13 protein-coding genes are annotated in these 21,102 nt (G+C 69.0%); 9 read left to right on the top strand and 4 right to left on the bottom strand.

What is annotated here, in order from left to right; all coding sequences use genetic code 11:
- Nucleotides 1–179 precede the first annotated feature (179 nt).
- From ACN469_RS26090 to ACN469_RS26055, 8 genes are all read left to right on the top strand, one after another.
- Complete coding sequence (locus ACN469_RS26090) at nt 180–1,424, top strand: HlyD family secretion protein (RefSeq protein WP_498771879.1); 1,245 nt, start codon at nt 180–182, stop codon at nt 1,422–1,424.
- A complete protein-coding gene (locus tag ACN469_RS26085) occupies nt 1,421–2,188 on the top strand; it encodes an ABC transporter ATP-binding protein (RefSeq protein ID WP_498771877.1) in 768 nt (255 codons plus the stop codon). The genes ACN469_RS26090 and ACN469_RS26085 overlap by 4 nt, the downstream gene beginning before the upstream one ends.
- 81 nt (nt 2,189–2,269) lie before the next feature.
- On the top strand, nt 2,270–4,690 hold the full coding sequence (locus tag ACN469_RS26080) for an ABC transporter permease (protein WP_498771875.1): 2,421 nt from the start codon (nt 2,270–2,272) through the stop codon (nt 4,688–4,690).
- Between the two features lie 8 nt (nt 4,691–4,698).
- Entirely contained in the window at nt 4,699–7,107 is a 2,409-nt protein-coding gene (locus ACN469_RS26075; protein WP_498771873.1) for an ABC transporter permease, read from the top strand.
- A gap of 17 nt (nt 7,108–7,124) precedes the next feature.
- Nucleotides 7,125–7,802, top strand: a complete 678-nt coding sequence (locus ACN469_RS26070; protein WP_498771871.1) for an ABC transporter ATP-binding protein — start codon at nt 7,125–7,127, stop codon at nt 7,800–7,802.
- A gap of 19 nt (nt 7,803–7,821) precedes the next feature.
- On the top strand, nt 7,822–10,227 hold the full coding sequence (locus ACN469_RS26065) for an ABC transporter permease (protein WP_498771869.1): 2,406 nt from the start codon (nt 7,822–7,824) through the stop codon (nt 10,225–10,227).
- Between the two features lie 41 nt (nt 10,228–10,268).
- Nucleotides 10,269–11,708, top strand: a complete 1,440-nt coding sequence (locus ACN469_RS26060; RefSeq protein ID WP_498771867.1) for a sigma-54-dependent transcriptional regulator — start codon at nt 10,269–10,271, stop codon at nt 11,706–11,708.
- Nucleotides 11,705–13,081, top strand: coding sequence for a sensor histidine kinase (locus tag ACN469_RS26055; RefSeq protein WP_498771865.1), 1,377 nt, complete (start codon nt 11,705–11,707; stop codon nt 13,079–13,081). Before ACN469_RS26060 ends, ACN469_RS26055 begins: the two co-directional genes overlap by 4 nt.
- A gap of 27 nt (nt 13,082–13,108) precedes the next feature.
- Here the strand turns inward: ACN469_RS26055 and ACN469_RS26050 are convergent, their stop codons facing one another.
- The gene (locus ACN469_RS26050) at nt 13,109–13,630 is read right to left on the bottom strand and encodes a hypothetical protein (RefSeq protein ID WP_498771863.1); all 522 of its coding nucleotides are present in this window, start codon (nt 13,628–13,630) and stop codon (nt 13,109–13,111) included.
- Between the two features lie 224 nt (nt 13,631–13,854).
- A complete protein-coding gene (locus ACN469_RS26045; RefSeq protein ID WP_498771861.1) occupies nt 13,855–14,301 on the bottom strand; it encodes a methyltransferase family protein in 447 nt (148 codons plus the stop codon).
- Between the two features lie 87 nt (nt 14,302–14,388).
- Between ACN469_RS26045 and ACN469_RS26040 the strand changes: the two genes are divergently transcribed.
- Nucleotides 14,389–14,973 (top strand): Crp/Fnr family transcriptional regulator, encoded by a 585-nt coding sequence (locus ACN469_RS26040; protein WP_498771859.1) that lies wholly within the window; start codon nt 14,389–14,391, stop codon nt 14,971–14,973.
- Here the strand turns inward: ACN469_RS26040 and ACN469_RS26035 are convergent.
- Both ACN469_RS26035 and ACN469_RS26030 read right to left on the bottom strand, forming a co-directional pair.
- Nucleotides 14,944–17,550, bottom strand: a complete 2,607-nt coding sequence (locus ACN469_RS26035; RefSeq protein WP_498771857.1) for a P-loop NTPase fold protein — start codon at nt 17,548–17,550, stop codon at nt 14,944–14,946. The genes ACN469_RS26040 and ACN469_RS26035 overlap by 30 nt on opposite strands.
- Nucleotides 17,551–18,188: 638 nt before the next feature.
- On the bottom strand, nt 18,189–20,933 hold the full coding sequence (locus ACN469_RS26030) for a YncE family protein (RefSeq protein WP_498771855.1): 2,745 nt from the start codon (nt 20,931–20,933) through the stop codon (nt 18,189–18,191).
- Nucleotides 20,934–21,102 lie beyond the last annotated feature (169 nt).

Here is a 21,102-nt window from a genome sequence, read left to right as displayed (position 1 = left end):
ACCCGCCTGGGGGCCTGGAGACCGGGCGGGTGATCCACTCCGTGAGGCGCTGTTCGCTTCTGGGACAGCACTTCGCGGAACCGGGCACACCTCCGGAAAGGGGTGGGGATGCCCCGAGCAATTCCCGGGGGTTGAGGGGCGTGCGGTGGTTGGCACGCGGCTCGCTCTAGGGGTGGCCCGTGGACATTCCCAAAGCCAAGAAGCCCCGCCGGAAGCCCTGGTTGTTCGCCATTGGCGGCGCGTTCGCGCTCATCCTCGTCACGGTGGGGCTGGGGCGGCTGCGGCCGGCGGCGCCTTCCGTGGACCGGGCCTCGGTGTGGTTGGACACGGTGAAGCGCGGCCCCATGGTGCGCCAGGTGAAGGGCGCGGGCACGCTGGTGCCCGAGTACATCCGCTGGCTGACGGCGGACACGGCGGGCCGGGTGGAGCGCATCCACGTGCGGCCGGGCGCGACGGTGAAGGCGGACACGCTGCTGATGGAGCTGGCCAACCCGGACGTCCAGCTGCAGATGCTGGAGGCGGAGCGGCAGCTCGCCAGCGCCGAGGCCGAGTACATCCAGATGCGCATGACGCTGGAGACGCAGCGGCTGGCGCAGGAGGCCTCTGTCGCCACCCTCACCGCGGAGTCCTCCGACGCCGAGCGCCGCGCCACCGCCAACGCCGCCCTGGTGGAGAAGGACCTCATCCCCGCGCTCGACGCGCGGCAGGCGGGCGAGCGGGCTGGAGAGCTGACGCGCCGGTTGGATTTGGAGCGCAAGAAGCTGTCCGTCGTCGCCACCGCGATGCGCGACCAGCTGGTGGCGCAGGCGGCACAGGTGGACCGATTGAAAGCGGTGGCCCGCTTCCGTCGTACCCAGGTGGAGTCCATGAAGGTGCTCGCCGGGGAGGACGGGGTGCTGCAGGAGCTTCCGCTGGAGCTGGGGCAGTGGGTGACGCCGGGCGTGCTGCTGGCGAAGGTCGTCAAGCCGGAGCGGCTCAAGGCGGAGCTGCGCATCGCCGAGACGCAGGCGCGCGACATCGTCCAGGGCCAGAAGGCGCTCGTGGACACGCGCAACGGCGTGGTGGAGGGCACGGTGGCGCGCGTGGCGCCCGCGGCGAGCCAGGGCACGGTGCGCGTGGAGGTGTCGCTCCCCGCCGAGCTGCCCAAGGGCGCGCGGCCCGACCTCACGGTGGAGGGCACCGTGGAGCTGGAGCGGCTGGGCAACGTGCTGTCGGTGGGCCGGCCGGCCGGTGCGCAGCCCAACGGGACGATGTCGCTGTTCCGGTTGATGCCGGGCAGTGACGAGGCGATTCGGGTGCCGGTGCAACTGGGCCGAGGCTCGGTGAATGCCGTGGAGGTGCTTCAGGGCCTCGCGGAAGGTGACCAGGTGGTGCTGTCGGACATGGCCGCGTGGGATGCGGTCGAGCGGGTGAGGCTGCGATGATGACGACGAACAACAATGCGGAGACGCCTGCTTCCGAGGACGCGGCGGTGCTGTCGGGTGCGGCCAAGGTGGACACGGGCAAGTCCCTCATCACGCTGGAGGGCCTGACGAAGGTCTTCGAGACGGAGGAGGTGGAGACGCACGCGCTCTCCAACATCCACCTCAACATCCGCCAGGGCGAGTGGGTGGCGATTGTCGGCCCCTCGGGCTCCGGCAAGTCCACGCTCCTGGCGGTGCTGGGACTGCTCGACACGACGACGCGCGGCACGTACCTGCTCGACGGCAAGAGCGTGCTCGACTTGTCCGCGTCGGACCGCGCGCTGGTGCGCAACCGGCACATCGGCTTCATCTTCCAGAGCTTCAACCTCATCGGCGACCTGACGGTCTTCGAGAACGTGGAGCTGCCCCTGACGTACCGGGGCATGCCCGCCGCCGAGCGCAAGCAGCGGGTGGAGAAGGCGCTGGACAAGGTGGGCATGGCGCACCGCGCGCGGCACATGCCGGGGCAGCTCTCCGGCGGTCAGCAGCAGCGCGTCGCCGTGGCGCGCGCCGTGGCCGGAGACCCGCTCATCCTCCTGGCGGACGAGCCCACCGGTAACCTCGACTCCAAGAATGGCGAGGCGGTGATGCAGTTGCTGTCGGAGCTGCACAAGGCCGGCGCCACCATCTGCATGGTGACGCACGACCCGGCGCACGCGCGAGTCGCCACGCGCACGGTGAGCCTCTTCGACGGTCGCGTCGTCCAGGACGAGCAGCGCCGCTGACCCTTCCTTCCTCCTCGCCGGGGTTGCTCCTTGGCGGGGCGGCCCTCGGGAGAGGTGCGTTCCGAGTTGCCCGGAGTCCTCGTGGAAACCTTCCTCCAGAATGTCCGTTATGCGCTGCGCTCGTTGCGCAAGAGCCCTGGCTTCACGCTGGTGGCGGTGCTGGCGCTCGCGCTGGGCATCGGCGCCAACAGCGCGGTGTTCAGCGTGGTGAACGGCGTGCTGCTCAGGCCTCCACCGTTCGCGGCGCCGGAGCGCCTGGTCCACGTCTGGGGCAACTACACCAGGTCCGACCTGAAGGACATCTGGGTGTCGGTGCCCGAGTACCGGGACTACCTCACGATGCCCAAGGCCTTCACGTCGGTGGCGGCCTACGTGGAGTTCGACAGCACGCTCACCGGAGGGGACGTGCCGGAGCGGCTCCACATGGCGTTCTCCACGGCCTCGTTGTTCCCCACCCTGGGCGTGGCTCCGGCGCTGGGACGCGTCTTCTCCCAAGAGGAGGAGACGCCGGGCCGGGAGCGCGTGCTGGTGCTGACGGACAAGCTGTGGCGCACGCACTTCGCCAGGGACCCGCGGGTGCTGGGCCGCGCGCTGCAACTGGATGGCGACACGTACACGGTGGTGGGCGTGCTGCCGCCCGGCGTGGAGTACCCGGCGGGCACGGACCTGTACGCGCCCTTCGCGCCCACGCCCGCGCAGGCGGCCGAAGACGTGCGCGGCAACCACTACCTCAGCGTGGTGGGACGGCTGAAGCCAGGCGTGACGCTGGAGGCGGCGAGGGCGGACATGGCGCGGGTGGGCCAGGAGATGGAGACCCTGTACGCGAGCAGCTACGGGGGCTACGGCTGGGCCATCAGCGTGAAGTCGCTGGAGGACGAGGTGGTGGGCGGAGTGCGCGGCACGCTGTGGCTGCTCTTGGGCGCGGTGGGCTTCGTGCTGCTGGTGGCGTGCGGCAGCGTGGCCAACCTCCTGCTGGCGCGGGCGGCGGCGAGGGGTCGCGAGGTGTCCATCCGCGCGGCGCTGGGCGCGGGGCGTGGTCGGCTGTTGGCGCAGTTCCTCACGGAGAGCTTCGTGCTGTCCGCGTTGGGCGGCGCGCTGGGCCTGCTGCTGGCCGTGTGGGGCATGGACGCGCTGGTGGCGATGGTGGGGGACGGGCTGCCTCGGGCGGAGACGGTGGGGCTGGATGCGGCCTCGGTCTTCTTCACCTTGGGGGTGTCGCTGCTCACGGGCCTGGTCTTCGGGTTGGCGCCGGCGCTCCATGCGAGCCGCGCGGACCTGAGCGCGACGATGCGCGAGGGCTCGCGAGGAACGGGGGGACGCAACGCGGGCTGGCTGCGCTCGGGGTTGGTGGTGGGGCAGGTGGCGTTCGCGCTGGTGCTGCTGGTGGGCGCGGGGCTCTTCCTTCGGAGCTTCCAGGCGCTGACCCAGGTGGAGGCGGGCTTCACTCCCGAGGGCGTGCTCACCGGTCAGCTCTCGCTGCCGGCTGTCCGGTATGCGAAGCCGGAGGACCAGCGGGCCTTCCAGCAGGAGCTGCTCCGCCGCGTGCAGGCGCTGCCCGGCGTGGAGTCCGCGGGGGTGACGAACAGGCTGCCTCTGGGTGGAAGGACGGACACCAGCTTCGACATCGAGGGGCGGACGCGGGCGATGGGGGAGATATGGCCGGCGGTGGAGACGCGCTTCGCGAGCGCGGACTACCTGCGCACGCTGCACGTGCGGCTGCGCGACGGGCGCATGCTCCAGGAGACGGACGGGCCGGACGCGGCGGGAGCGCTGGTCATCAACCAGACCTTCGCGGACCTCTACTGGCCGCAAGGCAACGCGCTGGGCCAGCGGCTGAAGCTGCACCGGCCGGATGCGCGGTGGGCCACGGTGGTGGGCATCGTCGACGACCTGCGCGAGTGGGGACTGGATACGCCCGCGCGTCCGACGGCGTACTACTCCGTGGCGCAGACTCCGCTCTCCAACCTCCACCTGGCGGTGCGCGCGAAGTCGGGCCACCCGGAGTCGCTGCGCACGGCCATCGAAGCGGAGGTGCTCGCGCTCGACGGCCAGATGCCCTGGTTCAACGTGGCGTCCATGGTGCAGCGGGTGGACGAGTCCATCGGCTCGCGCAGGTTGACGGCGCTGCTGATGGGCCTGTTCGCGGGCACCGCGCTGCTGCTGGCGGCGCTCGGAATCTCGGGCGTCATCGGCTACGCGGTGGCGCAGCGCACGCGGGAGATGGGCATTCGCATGGCGCTGGGCGCGGCGAAGTCGGACGTGCTGGCGCTGGTGTTGGGCCAGGGCTTGAAGCTGGCGGGGCTGGGCGTGGGCCTGGGGCTGGTGTTGTCACTGGTGCTGGCGCGGCTGTTGAGCACGCTGCTCTTTGGCGTGACGGCGTATGACCCCTGGACCTTCGTGGGAGTGGCGGCGTTGCTGAGCGGCGTGGCCCTGGCGGCGACGTGGCTGCCGGCGCACCGCGCGACGCGGGTGGACCCCATCATCGCCTTGAAGTCGGAGTAGGTACCGAGATGGAAACGCTCCTTCGAGACCTCCGCTTCACCCTGCGCTCGCTGCGCGCGAGCCCCGGCTTCACGCTGGTGGCGGTGCTGGCGCTCGCGCTGGGCATCGGCGCCAACAGCGCGGTGTTCAGCGTGGTGAACGGCGTGCTGCTCACGCCGCCGCCGCTCGCGGCGCCGGAGCGCCTGGTCACCCTGTCCAATGACATCCAGGCGGCGGACCTGGAGGGCATCTCCATCTCGACGCCCGAGTACCGGGACTTCAGCACCCTGCCGCGCGTCTTCAGCTCGGTGGCGGCGTACACCTGGCGGGACATGACGCTGACCGGTGGCGGCGCCGCGCAGCGCTTCGGCGTGGTGCAGGGCACCGCCACGTTGTTCACCACGCTCGGCGTGACACCGATGCTCGGCCGGGGCTTCACCGAGGAGGAGGCCTCACTCGGTGGGGAGAAGGTGGTGGTGCTGACGCACAAGGTGTGGCGTGCGCACTTCGCGGAGGACCCGGGGGTGCTGGGCAAGACGATGCAGCTCGACGGCAAGCCCTACACGGTGGTGGGCGTGCTTCCCCGGGGCGTGGCGCATCCGGAGCGCACCGACCTCTACGTGCCCTTCGCGCCGCCTCCGGAGCATGCCTCGCAGCGCACCATGCGCTACCTGTTCTCCCTGGCGCGGATGAAGCCGGGCGTGACGTTGGAGCAGGCGCGCGAGGACATGGCGCGAGTCGCCCGCGACATGCAGGCGGTGGAGCCCCGCTACAGCGGCATCGGCTGGTCCATCCGCGTCACCTCGCTGGAGGACAAGCTGGTGGGTGACGTGCGTGGCACGCTGTGGCTGCTCTTGGGCGCGGTGGGCTGCGTGTTGCTGGTGGCATGCAGCAGCGTGGCCAATCTCCTGTTGGCGCGAGCCGCGGCCCGTGAGCGCGAGGTGTCCATCCGCGCGGCGCTGGGCGCGAGTCGGGGTCGGCTGGTGGCGCAGTTCCTCACGGAGAGCCTGGTGCTGTCTCTGGTGGGCGGAGCGCTGGGGTTGCTCCTGGCGCTGTGGGGCACGGACGCGCTCCTGGCCTTCATGGGAGATGGGCTGCCGCGCATGGAGCACGTGAAGCTGGACGTGACGTCGGTGCTCTTCACGGTGGGCGTCTCCGTGCTCACCGGCCTGGTGTTCGGTCTGGTGCCGGCGCTCCAGTCGAGCCGCGTGGACCTGAACGCGACGATGCGCGAGGGCTCGCGTGGCTCGGACGGTGGGCGCTCGGGGCGGCTGCGCTCGGGGCTGGTGGTGGCGCAGGTGGCCTTCGCGCTGATGCTGCTGGTGGGCGCGGGCCTGTTCATGAAGAGCCTGCTCGCGCTGCGCGGCGTCGACGCGGGCTTCAAGCCGGAGGGGGTGCTCACCGGTCAGCTGGTGCTGCCGGACGCGCGCTATTCGGAGCCCGCGCGCAAGCTGGCGTTCCAGCGCGACTTGCTGGAGCGCCTGGAGGACCTGCCCGGCGTGGAGTCGGTGGGGCTCACGAATCTCCTACCCCTGGGCGGTATCTCCACGAGCGGCCTGGAGTTCGAGAGCCGACCCGAGGTGAAGGGCGAGCTGTTGCCCGCGGTGGAGTTCCGGCTGGCGAGCCCGGGGTACCTGAGCGCGCTGGGCGTGAAGCTGCACCAGGGCCGTCTGCACCAGGGGCTTGGTGAGGTGGGCGGGGTGCCGGAGGTCGTCATCAACAAGCGCTTCGCGGACGTGTACTGGCCCCAGGGCAACGCGCTGGGACAGCGCCTGTCGCTCGAGCCGATGAAGCAATGGTCGACGGTGGTGGGAATCGTCGAGGACGTGCGCGAGTGGGGCCTGTCCTCGCCCGCGCGGCCCGCGGCCTACTGGTCGCTCCCCGCGTCGCCCGCGTCGTACCTGGGCCTGGTGGTCCGGGCGAAGGCCGGGGACCCGGAGGCGCTGCGCGCGTCCATCGAAGCGGAGCTGCGCGCGGTGGACGCGGACGTGCCGCTGTTCAGCGTGGCGCCGCTGACGCGGTTGGTGGATGAGTCCATCGGCTCGCGCAGCCTGTCCGCCTTGTTGATGGGACTGTTCGCGGGCACGGCGCTGCTCCTGGCGGCGCTGGGCATCGCTGGCGTCGTGGGCTACTCGGTGACGCGGCGCACGCGGGAGCTGGGCATCCGCATGGCGCTGGGGGCGGCCAGCTCCGACGTGTTGGTGATGGTGTTGCGACAGGGCTTGAAGCTGGCGGGGCTGGGCGTGGCGGTGGGGCTGGTGATGTCGCTGGGCCTGGCCCGCTTCCTGGGCAGCATGCTGTACGGCGTGACGGCGTATGACCCGTGGACCTTCACGGCGGTGGCGGCGCTCTTGGGCGGCGTGACGTTGCTGGCGACGTGGCTGCCGGCGCGGCGAGCCTCTCGTGTGGACCCCATCGTTTCCTTGCGCTCCGAGTGAGCACGAAAGCACCTCTCATGTCCTCACCTCTCATCTCATTGCGTCAGGTCGAGAAGTCCTACCCGCTGGCGGGGGGCCGCAGCTGGGTGCTGCGCAACATCGACCTGGATATCCAGCCGGGCGAGTTCGTCACGCTGATGGGCCCGTCCGGCGCGGGCAAGTCCACGCTGCTGGCCGTGCTGGGCATGCTCGACGCGGAGTGGAAGGGCGAGTACGTCCTGGATGGGCAGGCCGTGCACGCGATGAAGCCGAAGGAGCGCGGCGAGCTGGCCCGGCGCACCATCGGCTTCGTCTTCCAGCAGTACCACCTGCTCGACAACCTCACGGTGGCGGAGAACCTGGAGGTGCCGCTGTCCTACCGCAACCTCAAGCGCGGTGAGCGCGAGGCGCTGGTGGGCGACATGCTGGACCGCTTCCAGTTGGTGGGGAAGAAGGACCTGTTCCCCTCGCAGCTCTCCGGTGGTCAGCAGCAGCTGGTGGGAATCGCGCGCGCGCTCATCGCCTCGCCGAAAATCCTGCTGGCGGACGAGCCGACGGGAAACCTCCACTCGCAGCAGGCCAGGCACATCATGGAGGTGTTCCAGACGCTCAACAAAGCGGGCACCACCATCATCCAGGTGACGCACTCGGAGGCCAACGCGGCCTTCGGCCACCGCATCATCCAGCTCGCGGACGGCTGGCTCCAGAAGACCTGAGCAGGGCAACGAGGCCACCATGCTGAGCGACGTGTCGATGGACGTGCGGTATGCCCTGCGGACGATGCGCCAGTCGCCCGTCTTCACCGTGGCGGCGGTGCTGGTGCTGGCCCTGGGCATCGGGGTGACGACGGCGCTGTTCAGCGTGGTGGACGGGGTGCTCCTGCGTCCACTGCCCTTCCCGGAGCCTGAGCGACTGGTGGTGCTGTCCACCGAGCGGCCCGGGAAGCTGCTGGCGCGCTATAGCCTGCCCAACTACGAGGACGTCGCGCGGCTCTCCACGCAGCTGCGCTCGATGACCGCGTACGGCCAGCGGTTGATGAACCTCACCGGCCAGGGGGACGCCGAGCAGCTTCGCGGCGCGGTGGTGGTGGGGGACTTCTTCGGGGCGTTCGGCACGAAGCCGATGCTGGGGAGGACCTTCGCGCCCGAGGAGCGCGACGCGCGGCTGGCCGTCATCTCGCACGCGCGCTGGATGAAGGCGGGCGGCGGCACGGGCGTGCTGGGCCGCACGCTGACCCTCGGTGGTCAGCCCTACACGGTGATTGGGGTGATGCCGCCGTCCTTCGACGTGCCCGCCCACACCATCGAGGTCTGGGTCCCCTTCGACAGCCTGCCCGGCGCGGCCACGTCGGAGGAGCGCACGCAGCGGGGCTTCCGCTCCTTCGCCGTCGCGGCGAGGCTGGTCCCGGGCGCGACGCTCGAGTCGGCCCGGCACGAGCTCAAGGGCGTGAACGAGGAGCTGCTCTCGCGGGACGACGCCACCCTGAAGCTGGGCCTGGTCCGCTACGCCGACTCCCTCACCGAGGGCGTCAGCCTGCTCCTGTGGGTGCTGCTGGGCGCGGTGTTCCTGGTGTTGCTGCTGGCGGCGGCCAACGTGGCGCACCTGCAGCTCGCGCGGGCGGCGGCGCGGCAGCGTGAGCTGGGCATCCGCGTGGCGCTGGGCGCCGGGCGCGGCCGGCTGGTGCGCCAGCTCCTCACGGAGAGCGTGCTGCTGGCGCTGATGGGCGGCGTGGGCGGCATGCTGCTGGCGCTGTGGGCCACCGACTTGTTGATGATGCTGGGGGCCAACACGCTGCCCCGGGCGGGCGAGGTGGTGGTGCATGGCCGCGTGCTGCTCTTCGCGTTGGCGGTGACGCTGACGACGGGCGTGGGCGTGGGGCTGGTGCCGGCGCTCCAGCGCTCGCAGCTCTCGCCAGCGACGGTGCTGGGGCGCGGGGCGACGGAGAAGTCGCGGGGCCGCACGCACGCGGTGCTGGTGGTGGCGGAGGTGGCGCTCGCGCTGATGCTCGTCACCGGGGCGGGGCTGATGCTCAAGAGCTTCTGGCGGATGTACCAGGCCGACCCGGGCCTGGACCCCGTGGGCGTCTTCGTGGCCCGACTGGCGCTGCCGCAGAGCCGCTATGACACGCCGGAGCGGACGGTAGCCTTCCATCGGGAGCTGACGGCGCGGCTCGCCGCGCGTCCGGAGGTCGCGGGCGTGGGCGTGGGCGGCAGCCTCCCGGCGGGCGGCTCCATCTCGCGCTCGGGCTACTGGAAGGAGGGCTCCGAGGACCCGCCGGTGCGGCCCGACGCGCTCATCAACGCCATCACGCCGGGCTTCCTGGAGACGCTGCGCGTGCCGCTGCTCGCGGGACGCCTGCTGGCGGAGTCGGACGGAGCGAACGCGCCACGGGTCATGGTGGTGAGCGAGCGCTTCGCGCGCGAGGTCTTCGCTGGCGAGGACGCGGTGGGCCGCCGCGTCTCCTTCGGGGGCGACGACGAGCAGGGCAACCCGCTGTGGACGACGGTGGTGGGCGTGGTGGCGGACGTGGCGTACGGGGGCGTGGAGGCGGGGCACGAGCCCACCGCGTACGTCCCCATGGCGCAGGAGCCGTCGACGGACGGGCAGCTCGCGGTGCGGGCGGCGCCGGGCCTGGACCCGAGGAAGCTGGAGTCAGTGGTGCGCGAGGAGCTGCGCGCGGTGGACACCATGGTGGCGCTCGCGCGCGTGGGCACGCTGGAGGACCGGCTGGCGATGGATTTGGGGCAGCCGCGCTTCCGGGCGGTATTGCTGGGGGCCTTCGGCGCGCTGGCGCTGGTGCTGGCCGCGGTGGGCATCTACGGCGTGATGTCCTATTCGGTGACGCAGCGTGCGCAGGAGATGAGCATCCGGATGGCGCTGGGCGCACGCGCGGCGGATGTGCTGCGACTGGTGGTGGGACAGGCGCTGCGGCGGGTGGGCCTGGGGTTGGTGCTGGGCCTGCTCGGGGCGCTGGCGGCCCACCGCATCATGGAGGGCCTGCTCTACGGGATGGGTGCGTTGGATGTTTCGGTCTTGGCTTCTGTCTCGCTGCTGCTATTGGGCACCGCCTGGCTGGCGAGCTGGCTTCCGGCGCGCAAGGCGGCCAGCGCGGACCCTGCTGCCGTCCTGCGTCGCGGCTGAGCCTCTTTGTTTCTGGCACTCTTTCTTCCTGGATGTTCCCCGTGTCCGAACCTCTCCCTGTCTCTGTCATCACCCCTGCTCCTGTCTCTCCGCCAGTCGCCGCCACGCGTCCCTCGCGCATCCTCATCGCGGATGACCAGGCGGACGTGCTGGAGGCCCTGCGCCTGCTGCTGAAGCGGGACGGCCACACGATTGTCACGGCGCAGTCGCCCGCCGGAGCGCTCGCCACGTTGGACGCCGAGGACGTGGACCTGGTGCTGATGGACCTGAACTACGCGCGGGACACCACGTCCGGGCGGGAGGGCATGGACCTGCTCGGCCGCATCCGCGCGCAGGACGCGTCGCTGCCCGTCGTGGTGATGACGGCGTGGGGCAGCGTGGAGGGCGCGGTGGAGGCGATGCGCGGCGGCGCGCGCGACTACGTGCAGAAGCCGTGGGACAACACGCGCCTGCTCGCCACGCTGCGCACGCAGCTGGAGCTGGGCCGCGCGCTCAAGCGCAGCCGCCGACTGGAAGAAGAGAACCAGCACCTGCGGCGCGGCCAGGGCGGCCTGCCCACCATGGTGTCCGAGTCGCGCGCCATGGTGCCGGTGCGTCGGATGATTGAGCGCGTGGCGCCGTCCGGGGCCAACGTGCTGGTGACGGGCGAGCACGGCACGGGCAAGGAGGTGGTGGCCAGGCTGCTGCACGCGTCCTCCACGCGCGCGGACCGGGCCTTCGTGGCCGTCAACTCCGGTGGACTCTCCGAGGGCGTCTTCGAGAGCGAGCTGTTCGGCCACGTGAAGGGCGCCTTCACCGACGCGAAGGCGGACCGCATCGGCTGCTTCGAGCTGGCGGATGGCGGCACGCTGTTCCTGGATGAGATTGGGAACATGCCGCTGTCGCAGCAGGCGAAGCTGTTGCGCGTGCTCCAGACGGGCGAGCTGCACCCGGTGGGCTCGTCCAAGACGCGGCGGGTGGACGTGCGGGTGGTGAGCGCCACCAACGTGGACCTGTCCAAGGCGGTGACCGAGGGCCGCTTCCGTGAAGACCTGCTGTACCGCCTCAACACGGTGGAGGTGCCGCTGCCGCCGCTGCGCGAGCGTCGCGAGGACATCCCGCTGCTCGCGTCGCACTTCCTGGCCGAGCACGGCAAGCGCTATGGGCGCAATGCGGCGCGCCTGACGCCTGGGGCGCTGGAGGCGCTGCTGGCCTATCCGTGGCCGGGCAACGTGCGCGAGCTGGAGCACGCGGTGGAGCGCTCGCTGTTGATGGCGGTGGGGGATGACGTGTCCGCGGAGGACCTGCTCCTGCGCCGAGCGGGGCGTGAGGGCCTGTCGCGGCTGGAGGAGATGACGCTGGAGGAGGTGGAGCGCTACCTCATCGAGCGCGCGTTGGCGCGGCACGAGGGCAACGTGAGCGAGGCGGCGAAGGGGCTGGGCCTGTCGCGCAGCGCGCTGTACCGTCGGCTCCAGTACTACGGAATCAAGGGAGCCCGGTGAGACGCACGCGTGAGCCCTGGCCACATGACCTGCAGGTGCTCGCGCTGACGTGGCTGGCGGGCCTGCCCGGGGGAGTGGCCTCGCTCGCGCTGGTGTGGACGGGAGACTTCTCGTCGAAGGTCCGCTGGACGTTGACGACGCTGGTGGTGGGCGTCTTCCTGGGGGTGGGGCTCCTCGTGCGCGAGCGGGTGATGCGGCCCCTGCACGCGCTGGCGAATCTGTTGGCGGCGCTGCGCGAGGGGGACTACTCGACGCGCGGGCGTGGCGCGCGGGCGGGTGATGCGTTGGGCGAGGTGCTCCTGGAGGTGAACGCCCTGGGCGACACCTTGCGCGAGCAGCGGCTGGGGGCGCTGGAGGCGGGAGCGCTGCTCGAGCAGGTGATGGAGGAAATCGACGTCGCGGTGCTGGCCTTCGATGTCGCGGGCACGCTGCGGCTGGTGAATCGCGCGGGCGAGAAGCTGCTGGGCCAGTCGCGCTCGCAGTTGGTGGGCAAGGGGGCCGGCTCGCTGGGGCTGGCGGACCTGCTGGACGGCCCGGCGCCTCGGCGGCTCTCGCGCTCCTTCGTGGAGGAGGGCGGGCCGTACGAGCTGCGGCGCGGAGGCTTCCGTCAGGGCGGCCTGCCGCATCACCTGGTGGTGCTGGCGGACCTGCGGCTGGCGTTGCGCGAGCAGGAGCGCGAGGCGTGGCGCCGGCTGGTGCGCGTGCTGAGTCATGAAATCAACAACTCGCTGGCGCCCATCCAGTCCATCGCGGAGGCGCTGCGCGACACGCTGTTGATGGAGCCGCGTCCCTCGGACTGGGAGGACGACGCGAAGAGCGGTCTGGGCATCGTCGCGAGGCGCTCGGAGTCGCTGGCGCGCTTCATGTCCGCATATGCGCGGCTGGCGCGGCTGCCGCCCCCGGTGCTGGCGGGGGTGGAGGTGGACGGCTGGGTGCGGCGGGTGGCGGCGCTGGAGAACCGGCGGCCGGTGTTGGTGCGGGCGGGGCCGGCCTTGGCGGTGCGCGGGGACTCGGACCAGCTGGAGCAATTGCTCATCAACCTGGTGCGCAACGCGGTGGACGCGGTGCTGGGCGAGGCCCCGGGCGCGCAGGTCTGGGTGTCGTGGGCGGTGCTGACGCCGGGCGCGGTGGAGGTCTGGGTGGAGGACGAGGGCCCGGGCCTCTCGGACACGGGCAACCTCTTCGTGCCCTTCTTCACCACGAAGCCGCAGGGCAGCGGCATCGGCCTCGCGCTGTGTCGGCAGATTGCCGAGGCGCACGGTGGCACGCTGCGCCTGGAGAACCGTCCCGAGGGACGTGGCTGCCGGGCGCGGCTGAAGCTACCGCTGGAAGCGCGCGGCGCGAGCGCTGGAGTGCAGCAGGCCGTGGGCTGAGACGTCGTGAACCGGGGCCAGGAGACTTCAGGCCACCTGCGCGCCGGTGTCCGGGGGCGCGTCATAGGTGGGCGTGAGGTCGACCACGTTCACGGTGACGAGGTGGTAGACGATGACGTTGCTGACCCAGAAGAAGATGGCGGCGTAGTGGACGTAGACGAGCGGTGAGCCGGGCCACACTTGCAGCGGGTAGTTGAAGATGTTGGCGGCCATGTAGCCGCCGAACCACTCGCCCATCCAGCAGACCATGGCGCCGACGGCGACGCGGGTCCACACCTTGACGCGGCGCGGGTAGAACCAGAAGTAGTGCAGGGTCCACAGCAGGCCGACGCAGCCAGCCCAGAGCATCATGCTGCCGAAGGAGAACCAGTGGTACGGGGACTCGGGGTAGTACCAGCCCCAGTCCTTGTTCATCCAGCGCCAGGCCACGTTCTGGGACAGCTCCATGAACCAGAAGAGCGGTGCGACGTAGAGCACCTGCGTCATGAGGACTCGGAGGAAGCAGCTGAGCGTCTTCCAGAGACTCGTGGACCCGTCGAGCGAAACCATGTGTTCCCCCCCGCGCTTCGGCCTGGGCGACCGAGGGCTGTTCATGTGACAGAACGCGATGAGTCCCATGTCTTGAAACATCGTGGGCGACAACCGCTTGTGTCCTGACGCCAACGCGGTGGCGCCGTGCTGAACGTGGATTCAGCCGTCGGCGTCGGGCCCGGAGCAGAAACCCGAGGAGACTCCAGGGGTTGAAGCGTCTCGAAGGGGCACGACGCCGAGCGTCAGAGCCAGCGGCGGACGGTGCGTTGATATTCGACGTAGGGGGCTCCGAACTTTCGGAGCAGGGCCTGTTCCTCGACGCGGATGTACCAGAAGTGGGTGAGCAGGCCGAAGGCGAGGGGCACGAAGAAGGGGGAGGCGGACCCCAGGGCGATTCCCAGGCCGACGAGGCTGGTGACGAAGCCCAGGTACATGGGGTTGCGGGTGAAGCGGAACAGGCCCTCGCGCGTGAGGGTGCCCGGGTCCGCGAAGGTGTTGATGTTGGTGCCCAGCTTCTTGAAGAGTCGGGCGTGCCACTGAGCGACCGCAATGCCCGCGAGCACCAGGATGCCTCCGAGCCAGCTCCAGGGGCGTCCCCACAGCTCGTGCAGAGGGGCCGTCCTGTGCAGGAGGAACATGAGGCCCATGGATGCCAAGAGGACCACGGGGGGAAGGAAGAGGGCTCGCATCGTGAAGGTCTCCGTTGAGTCGTCGCGAGGAGTCTTCCGGTGCGGGGGCGCGGCGTCGTTAACCCGGGTTTACGTTGGGAGGTGTTGGTGACGACGGCGAGAGAGGTGCTGCGGGGGCTCGCGGGAAGCGCGCTGCCCGGGTGGGACGCGGTGGCGCCGCTGCTGCGCGCGAGGACGCTGCGCAAGGGCGAGTACCTCTTCCACGTGGGCGAGGCGCGGCCGTGCATCTTCATCGTCACGCGAGGGCTGGTGAAGATGGTCTACGAGACGAGCGAGGGAGGCGCCTGGGTGAAGGCGTTCGCGGGGGAGGGGACGTGCTTCGCGAGCATGGTGGCGCTGGCGCCAGGAGGTGTCACGAGCTTCTCCACACAGGCGGTGGTGGAGTCGCGGGTGGAGCAGCTCGACTACGGCGAGGTGAAACGGCTGGCGGCGCGCCACCTGGAGTGGCAGCGGGCGGTGAGCCGGGCCTTTGAAGTCTACGGGCTGCGCAAGGAGAAGCGGGAGATGGAGCTGCTCACGCTGTCCGCGGAGGAGCGCTACCAGCGGTTCCTGGGCGAGCACCCGGACCTGGCACCGCTGCTGTCGCAGCGGGATATCGCGAGCTACATCCGCGTCACGCCCGTGGCGCTGAGTCGCATCCGGTCACGGTTGCGCAGGCGACGGGCGTCGTGAAGCTCCCATTGCCTGTGCCTGCCAGAAGCTAAATCGGGTGACTAAGGGAGCGAGTTCCCGAACCAAAGAAAGCGGGGTCTCTTTGATGGCGACTGGTAGTGTGTAGAGCCAGTTGCTCAGCTCTGGAATCTCGGTCTCCTTGCCTTCGGTAGGTAGGAGGAGAAGTTCGCGAAGCGTCTGCAATTCTGGGTCTCTACGATACCGATCGAGCAGCGCCAAGAACCTCCTGGCATGCGCAGGTTTTGAGGTTACGAGCGCCAGCAGAAACAGACACACCTGAGAGGGAGAGGCACCCTCATGTCCCTCCCCCATGAACTCGGCCTGTCTATCACTCGGAACGCACGCCTTGATGAGTCGGTAGGTGTTCGCGAGCCGCTTGAGTACGCGAGGCGTGGGACTGAGGAGGGGGCCGAGGCAGTCGATGAACTCCAACTCCTTCTCGCTGATAACGAGGCCTGGAGGATTGAGCTCCTCCTGCTCGGTCTGAGGGACGTTGGTGTCATGTGAGGATGTTGAGGACCTAGGCTTGCCATGACTCATCGCGGCTTGTGGGGCCAGGTTTGCGCCCTGGCTCGTTGGCTTTGCGTGGTCGTCTCGTGCTCGCGGAGACGCGATGGTGGTGCCGTGGTCCGCGGCGATGAACCCTGGCTTCAGCTCCAGCACCTTGGCACCCTGCGACTGCTCCTCGATGGAGTGACTGGCAAGCAGCCCGCGCACCATGTTCGTGCGGCGGTCTTCTCCGATGGGCCGTAGCCAGATGGGAATCTGGAAGATCTTCTCCAGGTAGTCGTAAGCCGTTGCTCCTGGAGTCATCGCATCCAGGGGCATCGCCTTCGCATCCTCCTGCTTCAGCAGGTCCTTGAAAGTGTGGTTCAGGCAGCGCGCCACCCAGCGTGAGTCCACGCCCACCACGACGACGAACAATGGGAAGGCGAGGAGCAGATGCACGGCCTGGAGCACCTTCACCACGGTGTCTTCCGAGCATCGGTCCAGGTCGTCGATGTAGAGGACGATGCGGTTGATGACGGGGACATTCGGGTCTGTCGTCTCCTCGCGGTTGACCGCCTCCATCAGTCGGGACAGCTCTTCGAAGTCCCTGCGGATGAGCGCGACGAGTCCCAGGTGCTTGCGGTAGTCGTCGCTGCCGGTGCGGTTCTCGATGAACTTGTCCAACAGTCGCGCGCTGGAGAGCTCGGCGATGGCCTGCTTCAGTTGGAGGACTTCGTCCTGGGCCTTGGCCATGGACGCGCGCTGCTGTTCCTCCGCCGCGCCGATGGAGCGGACCTCCTCTTTGGCGGCCTGCACGGCCTCGTCGAGTGGCTTGAGCTGACGATTGCGTTCGGTCTCGATGGCTTGCGCGACTTCGCGGAGCTGCTCTTCGCCCTCTTCCCGTCGCTTGCGCAGCCACGCCGTCTGCCGATGGAGCCAGGTGGTAGCGGAGACCATGACGCCCGTCAGCGTCGTGAGCCCGGCCGTGAGGCCCGCGAGGTTCTGCTTGCCCATCCAGTCGAGCACGAACGGAAGTCCCAGGCTCAAGAGGAGTGAGGCCAGCAGGATGATGGCGGGAGTCCGCAGTCGCGTGTTCGCGCCGTCCTTGTCCACGAGGGAGGCGATGAATCCGCCGGAGCGGCGCAGCTCGGCCTGGGCGTTGCCGAGCGCATCCCGCAGCTCGAAGGCAGTGCGCCCCAGGGCGCTGAAGCCTGCTTCCTCCAGCCACGCGGTGGCCCGCTTCTGCACGCCCTCTTCGAGCTTCAGTGTGGCGGGCATCAACTCCAGTAGGGAGCGCTTCTCGGCCAGGGCCTGTTCCAGTTCGGCGCGCTTCGATTCCTTCTGCTGCTCGAGTTCACCGACCTTCTGCTGCGCCTGTGCGACTTCAGCCTCCTTCGCGGTGACCTCGGCCTGCTTTTTGAGCAACTCCGCTTCCCGCTGGGCGAGCCGCGTCAGCAGGTCATCCCTTCGCTTGCCGATGTCCGATTCGGGCTCGTCCTGTCGCTTCCGGAGATTGCGGAAGATGTGCTCGACGAGGCTGGCCCACAGGTTGCCCTCCGCGTAGTGCCAGGCGTTGAACTCGATTTGGATGATGTTCTTGTAGAAGGCCACTTCCCGCTGGGGACGCTGGGACTTCACGGCCCGGCCCGAGAGTTCTTCCACACGCTTGCGCAGGTGGTGCATGAAGAACGACTTGCCTGAGCCCCACTCTCCGAACACGCCGATGGACAGCGGCGGCGTCATGGTGCGCGAGGCAATCAGCGCGCTGAGCGCATCGACGTCGCGGTCGATGTTCAGGAGGTCTTTGTTCTCCCGCCCGTCGGCGTCGTAGCGAGGTGAGTAGAGCGTGCGCTGGGTGTTGTTGTTCAGCCAGCTCAGGGGATGGGTTGGTGTGGGTGTCGGCGATACAGGGTGCACGGGCGCTTGCTTGTGCGCCTTCGACTCTTTGTCGCTGAGAAATGCCTTCCAGCCCTCTGATTCCCCCGGATGTTCTGAGGTTATAAACTCGATGAACGGTTCACGTAGGCGGCGGCGCTCTATGTTCACATTGTTGAAGTCGTCGTCATGGTAATCGGGCAGCCAAAGCATCGCCGCTACGAGATGGCGCACCTCAAGTAGGGTGGGAGCAAAACCTCTGAATCGTGCACAGATGCTCTCGGCTTCGTGAAGTGCTCGACGTGCCGAGGCAGTCCACGTTAGCGGCTCATCAAGCCAATCCAACGGTGGAGGTGCCGACCGGATTCGCGCAAGCTGCGCTGGAATGACTCCTTGGGGCCAAAGACGATGGAGTGCATGCGAACCGGAACGTGTTGCCGCATTTACCATCCAGGCGGATACCTGATCCTCCAGGCAATCAAACGCCGAGATGAGCGATGAGAAAGATATGAGGGGTTGGGAATTGCCTTGCGTTGGGTGGTTCGAATCCCCGTCCATCGCTAGCTGTGCAGCACGGATAAGAAGCGAAGCGAATTCAGTAGAGACGGGGCCCATTTCCGTCACCACGCCCGTATCCATGTCCTGGAATCGGACCATGCGCGGCCCGGAGTCCTCGGCTGCTTCGACGCTCTCGTCCTCTGCCGGTCGCTGCATGTCCCCCCCTGCGCGGATTCACAGCGCCACCAATGTTGGCACCGTCCCGCGCACGAAGGAAAGCCGGACCCCCAAGTCCCTCTGAAGCAGCACCGTGGACCCCATCACCCCAGGTCCACGGTGCACGTCACACAGTCCTACCTGCTCGTCGCGTCATCCGGCCGGGTGCCACGGTCCAGCTCGTCACGGTCCAGCGCCCCATCCAAATCCCGGTCGATGCCGATGCGCACCTCCGAGCCCTTGGGCACCACCGTGTACGTCAGCTCGCTCCCAGCAGCCGCCAGCGTCTGGAGCAGTGACGCGGTGACGGTCTCCAGCGCGCGGTCCGTCTGGAACATCCCTCCGCCCATGTACGTGGCCCCGCGCGCGATGCCTCCCTGGTTCCCCTTCGCCACCAGTCCCACCTTGCCGCTGTCCGCCAGCGCCTGGAACGTGGCCAGCATGCTCGCCTGCGCGGGCGTGGGGCTCGCGGTCGTCAACGTCACCTGCTTGCCCACCGCCGCGTGAGTGTCCTTGCTGTCCGGCCCTGGCGGCTCCAATACCGTCGTCGCCGTGCCCTTCGGCAAGTCCGAGCCCGAGAACGCCAGCATGAACGCCACCATGTCCGCGACCTCCTGGTTGCTCTGGAGCGTGAACACCGGCTCGGTGATGAAGCGCGCAATCGTGTCCACGCTGCCGTCGTGCGAGAACCCGAAGCCCGCCAGGTTCGACGTCTGCGTGAAGTCCATGCCCACCTTCTCGTAGAGATTCCTCAGCTGCGAAATCTTCATCGTCACGTTCGTGAACCCATCCACGGACACGAGGCCCGTGTGACGCTCGCCGCTCGGGCCCGCGTTGACGGGGATGAACTGGCTCCCCGTCCACCGCACGTCCGCGCCCAGGCCCGTGGGCAGCGTGTGACACGTCGAGCAGGCGAACGCCCCCGAGTCCAACATCCGCGGCGGTCGATACATGTTCAGCCCGTTCACCGCGTTTCCATTCGGCAGCTGCAGCCCCGCCGTGCCAAATCGCCCCGTCGTGAAGTGCCCCGGCAGCGGCAGGCTCGTGGGCAGCGTGTTGTCGATGTTCCGGAACGGATTCGGGGCGTACGTCAGCGTGGCCAGGAAGTCCTCGAACTGTTGCATCTCGATGACGGTGAGCTGCGTGTCATCTCCCTGGAGGCTGAGGAACGCGCCGTTGAACTCCTCGATGCCCGCGCGGTCTCCACGCCAATGCAGCGGCTCCTTGCCGATGATGTCCTGGAGCGTCTGCGTCGTCATGGGCCCCTTCATCGAGTGCCACGGCTGGAAGTTCGTGGTCAGCCCGGGGATACCCATGCCCAGGTTCTGGCCCGTCACCGCCTTCATGTCCCCGGCCGGGTCTCCCAAATCCCACGCGAGCCGGTCGAGCCGCCCATCGATGTGGCACGACGCGCACGACACGTGCCCCAGGCCCGAGGTCAGGTGCGTGTTGTACAGGTGCCTGCGTCCGACCTTGATGGCGCCAGGAGACGGGTCGAAGAACGGCACCCGAGCCACCTCCGTATTCGAGACCGTATCCACCACGGACACGCTCGCCGCGAACTTGTTGAGCACGTAGAGCCGCGTCCCGGAAATCACCACGCCCGTGGGGCCCTCGCCCACCGCCACCTGGGTAATCCTGCCGCCCGCGTCGTCCATGACGGCGACGTTGTTGGAGCCCATGCCCGTGATGTAGACGCGGCTCCCGTCCGCATTCCACGCCAGCCCCCGAGGGTCTCCGAGCGCGAGCTGCCGCGTCGCCTGCGGCACCGTGCCCGTGGTGTACGTGAGGTGCGGATTGAGGTCGAAGCGGGAGACGACGGACGGAATCGCCGGGTCGAACGACGCGGCCATGACGCGCAGGAAGGTGCCATTGATGTTGGGCTCGAAGCGGACCTCGTTCCTCGCATCCGTGCCCACCACGACGACATGGCCTCCCGGGTGCACCGCCAGCGCCATGTCCAGGTTCATCAACCCGCTCGCATACGTCACGGCCAGCGTGGACGCGTTGATGATGGCCACGTCCCGGTCCGGCAAGTCCCAACCCGGGCGGCGCCCCGAAGCCGTCGCGTTGCTCCCCGAGACGACGCTCGACCAGTCACGGCTGTTGTCGTCCATCCACTGGCCACTGGCGTTCTTCTTCACGATGAGCGCCACCGGAGGCGGCACCGGGTTGCCACTCTTCCTCAGCGGCTTGAACACGCTGCCAGAATTGGGAGGCGGATTGACGCCCCCATAGGGCCCCACGCCGCTGCTCACCACGTTGGGAGGAAAACCTCCGCCCCCCATCGCGTTGCCACCGCCGAGCACCGTGCTGCGATTGCCAGACTCGAAGAACGCCACATAGACCTGAGTGCCCGCGGCGTTGACGGCGAGCGCGCGAGGCTCCTCGCCCAGCAACGCGAGCCGCGTGGGCGTGGCGAGCGGGTTCGCCGCGTCCACCACCAGCACGCGGTTGACCTGCGAGCAGGAGATGAACGCGCGCTGCGGCGAGCCCGCGAAGATGACGTCCGCGGGCTCGTCATCCGTGGGCACGGTGGTCTTCACGTTGAGCGTGGTGAGGTCGACGATGCTGACGCTGTCGGAGACGTGGTTGACGACCCACGCCTCGGTGTTGCTCCGGGCTCGCACGGAGACGGGGTCCAGGCCCACGGGGATGGAGGCGGTGAGCACGGGCGTGCCGCTCGTCAGGGAGAACACCAGGAGCCGGTTGTCCGCCGTGTTCACCGCGAGCAGGCGCGTGCCATCCGGTGTCAGCTCCAACGGGTGGACATGCGGATGCTCCCAGTTCACGAACGCGCCGGGCGACTGCGCCCCAGCAGGGCTCGCCAGCAGCACCAGACACGGCAACAACGAGAGCAGCAACCCTCGGACACGGGACATGCGACCTCCTGTGCGAACCCTCCGGCTCGCCCTGGATGGAGATTTCCGCTAAATCTGTTAAGTCTGTTTATTCTGACAAAGACGACCCTGTAACACGAGCGGCTGACTCAAGTTGCGGCCAGGCGCGACGGGTCCTCGGGCACCCTTGGGCGGCACCGGTGGGAGGTCC

Source organism: Corallococcus terminator (assembly GCF_049194865.1).
In the GTDB taxonomy this organism is placed as follows: domain Bacteria; phylum Myxococcota; class Myxococcia; order Myxococcales; family Myxococcaceae; genus Myxococcus; species Myxococcus terminator_A.
This window is presented reverse-complemented; position numbering and strand designations above follow the sequence as displayed.

Coding starts and splice junctions, on each gene's coding strand:
- ACN469_RS26065 (WP_498771869.1), top strand. CDS start 7,822: ATGCTGAGCGACGTGTCGATGGACGTGCGGTATGCCCTGCGGACGATG.
- ACN469_RS26030 (WP_498771855.1), bottom strand. CDS start 20,933: ATGTCCCGTGTCCGAGGGTTGCTGCTCTCGTTGTTGCCGTGTCTGGTG.
- ACN469_RS26050 (WP_498771863.1), bottom strand. CDS start 13,630: ATGGTTTCGCTCGACGGGTCCACGAGTCTCTGGAAGACGCTCAGCTGC.
- ACN469_RS26070 (WP_498771871.1), top strand. CDS start 7,125: ATGTCCTCACCTCTCATCTCATTGCGTCAGGTCGAGAAGTCCTACCCG.
- ACN469_RS26075 (WP_498771873.1), top strand. CDS start 4,699: ATGGAAACGCTCCTTCGAGACCTCCGCTTCACCCTGCGCTCGCTGCGC.
- ACN469_RS26045 (WP_498771861.1), bottom strand. CDS start 14,301: ATGCGAGCCCTCTTCCTTCCCCCCGTGGTCCTCTTGGCATCCATGGGC.
- ACN469_RS26035 (WP_498771857.1), bottom strand. CDS start 17,550: ATGCTTTGGCTGCCCGATTACCATGACGACGACTTCAACAATGTGAAC.
- ACN469_RS26085 (WP_498771877.1), top strand. CDS start 1,421: ATGATGACGACGAACAACAATGCGGAGACGCCTGCTTCCGAGGACGCG.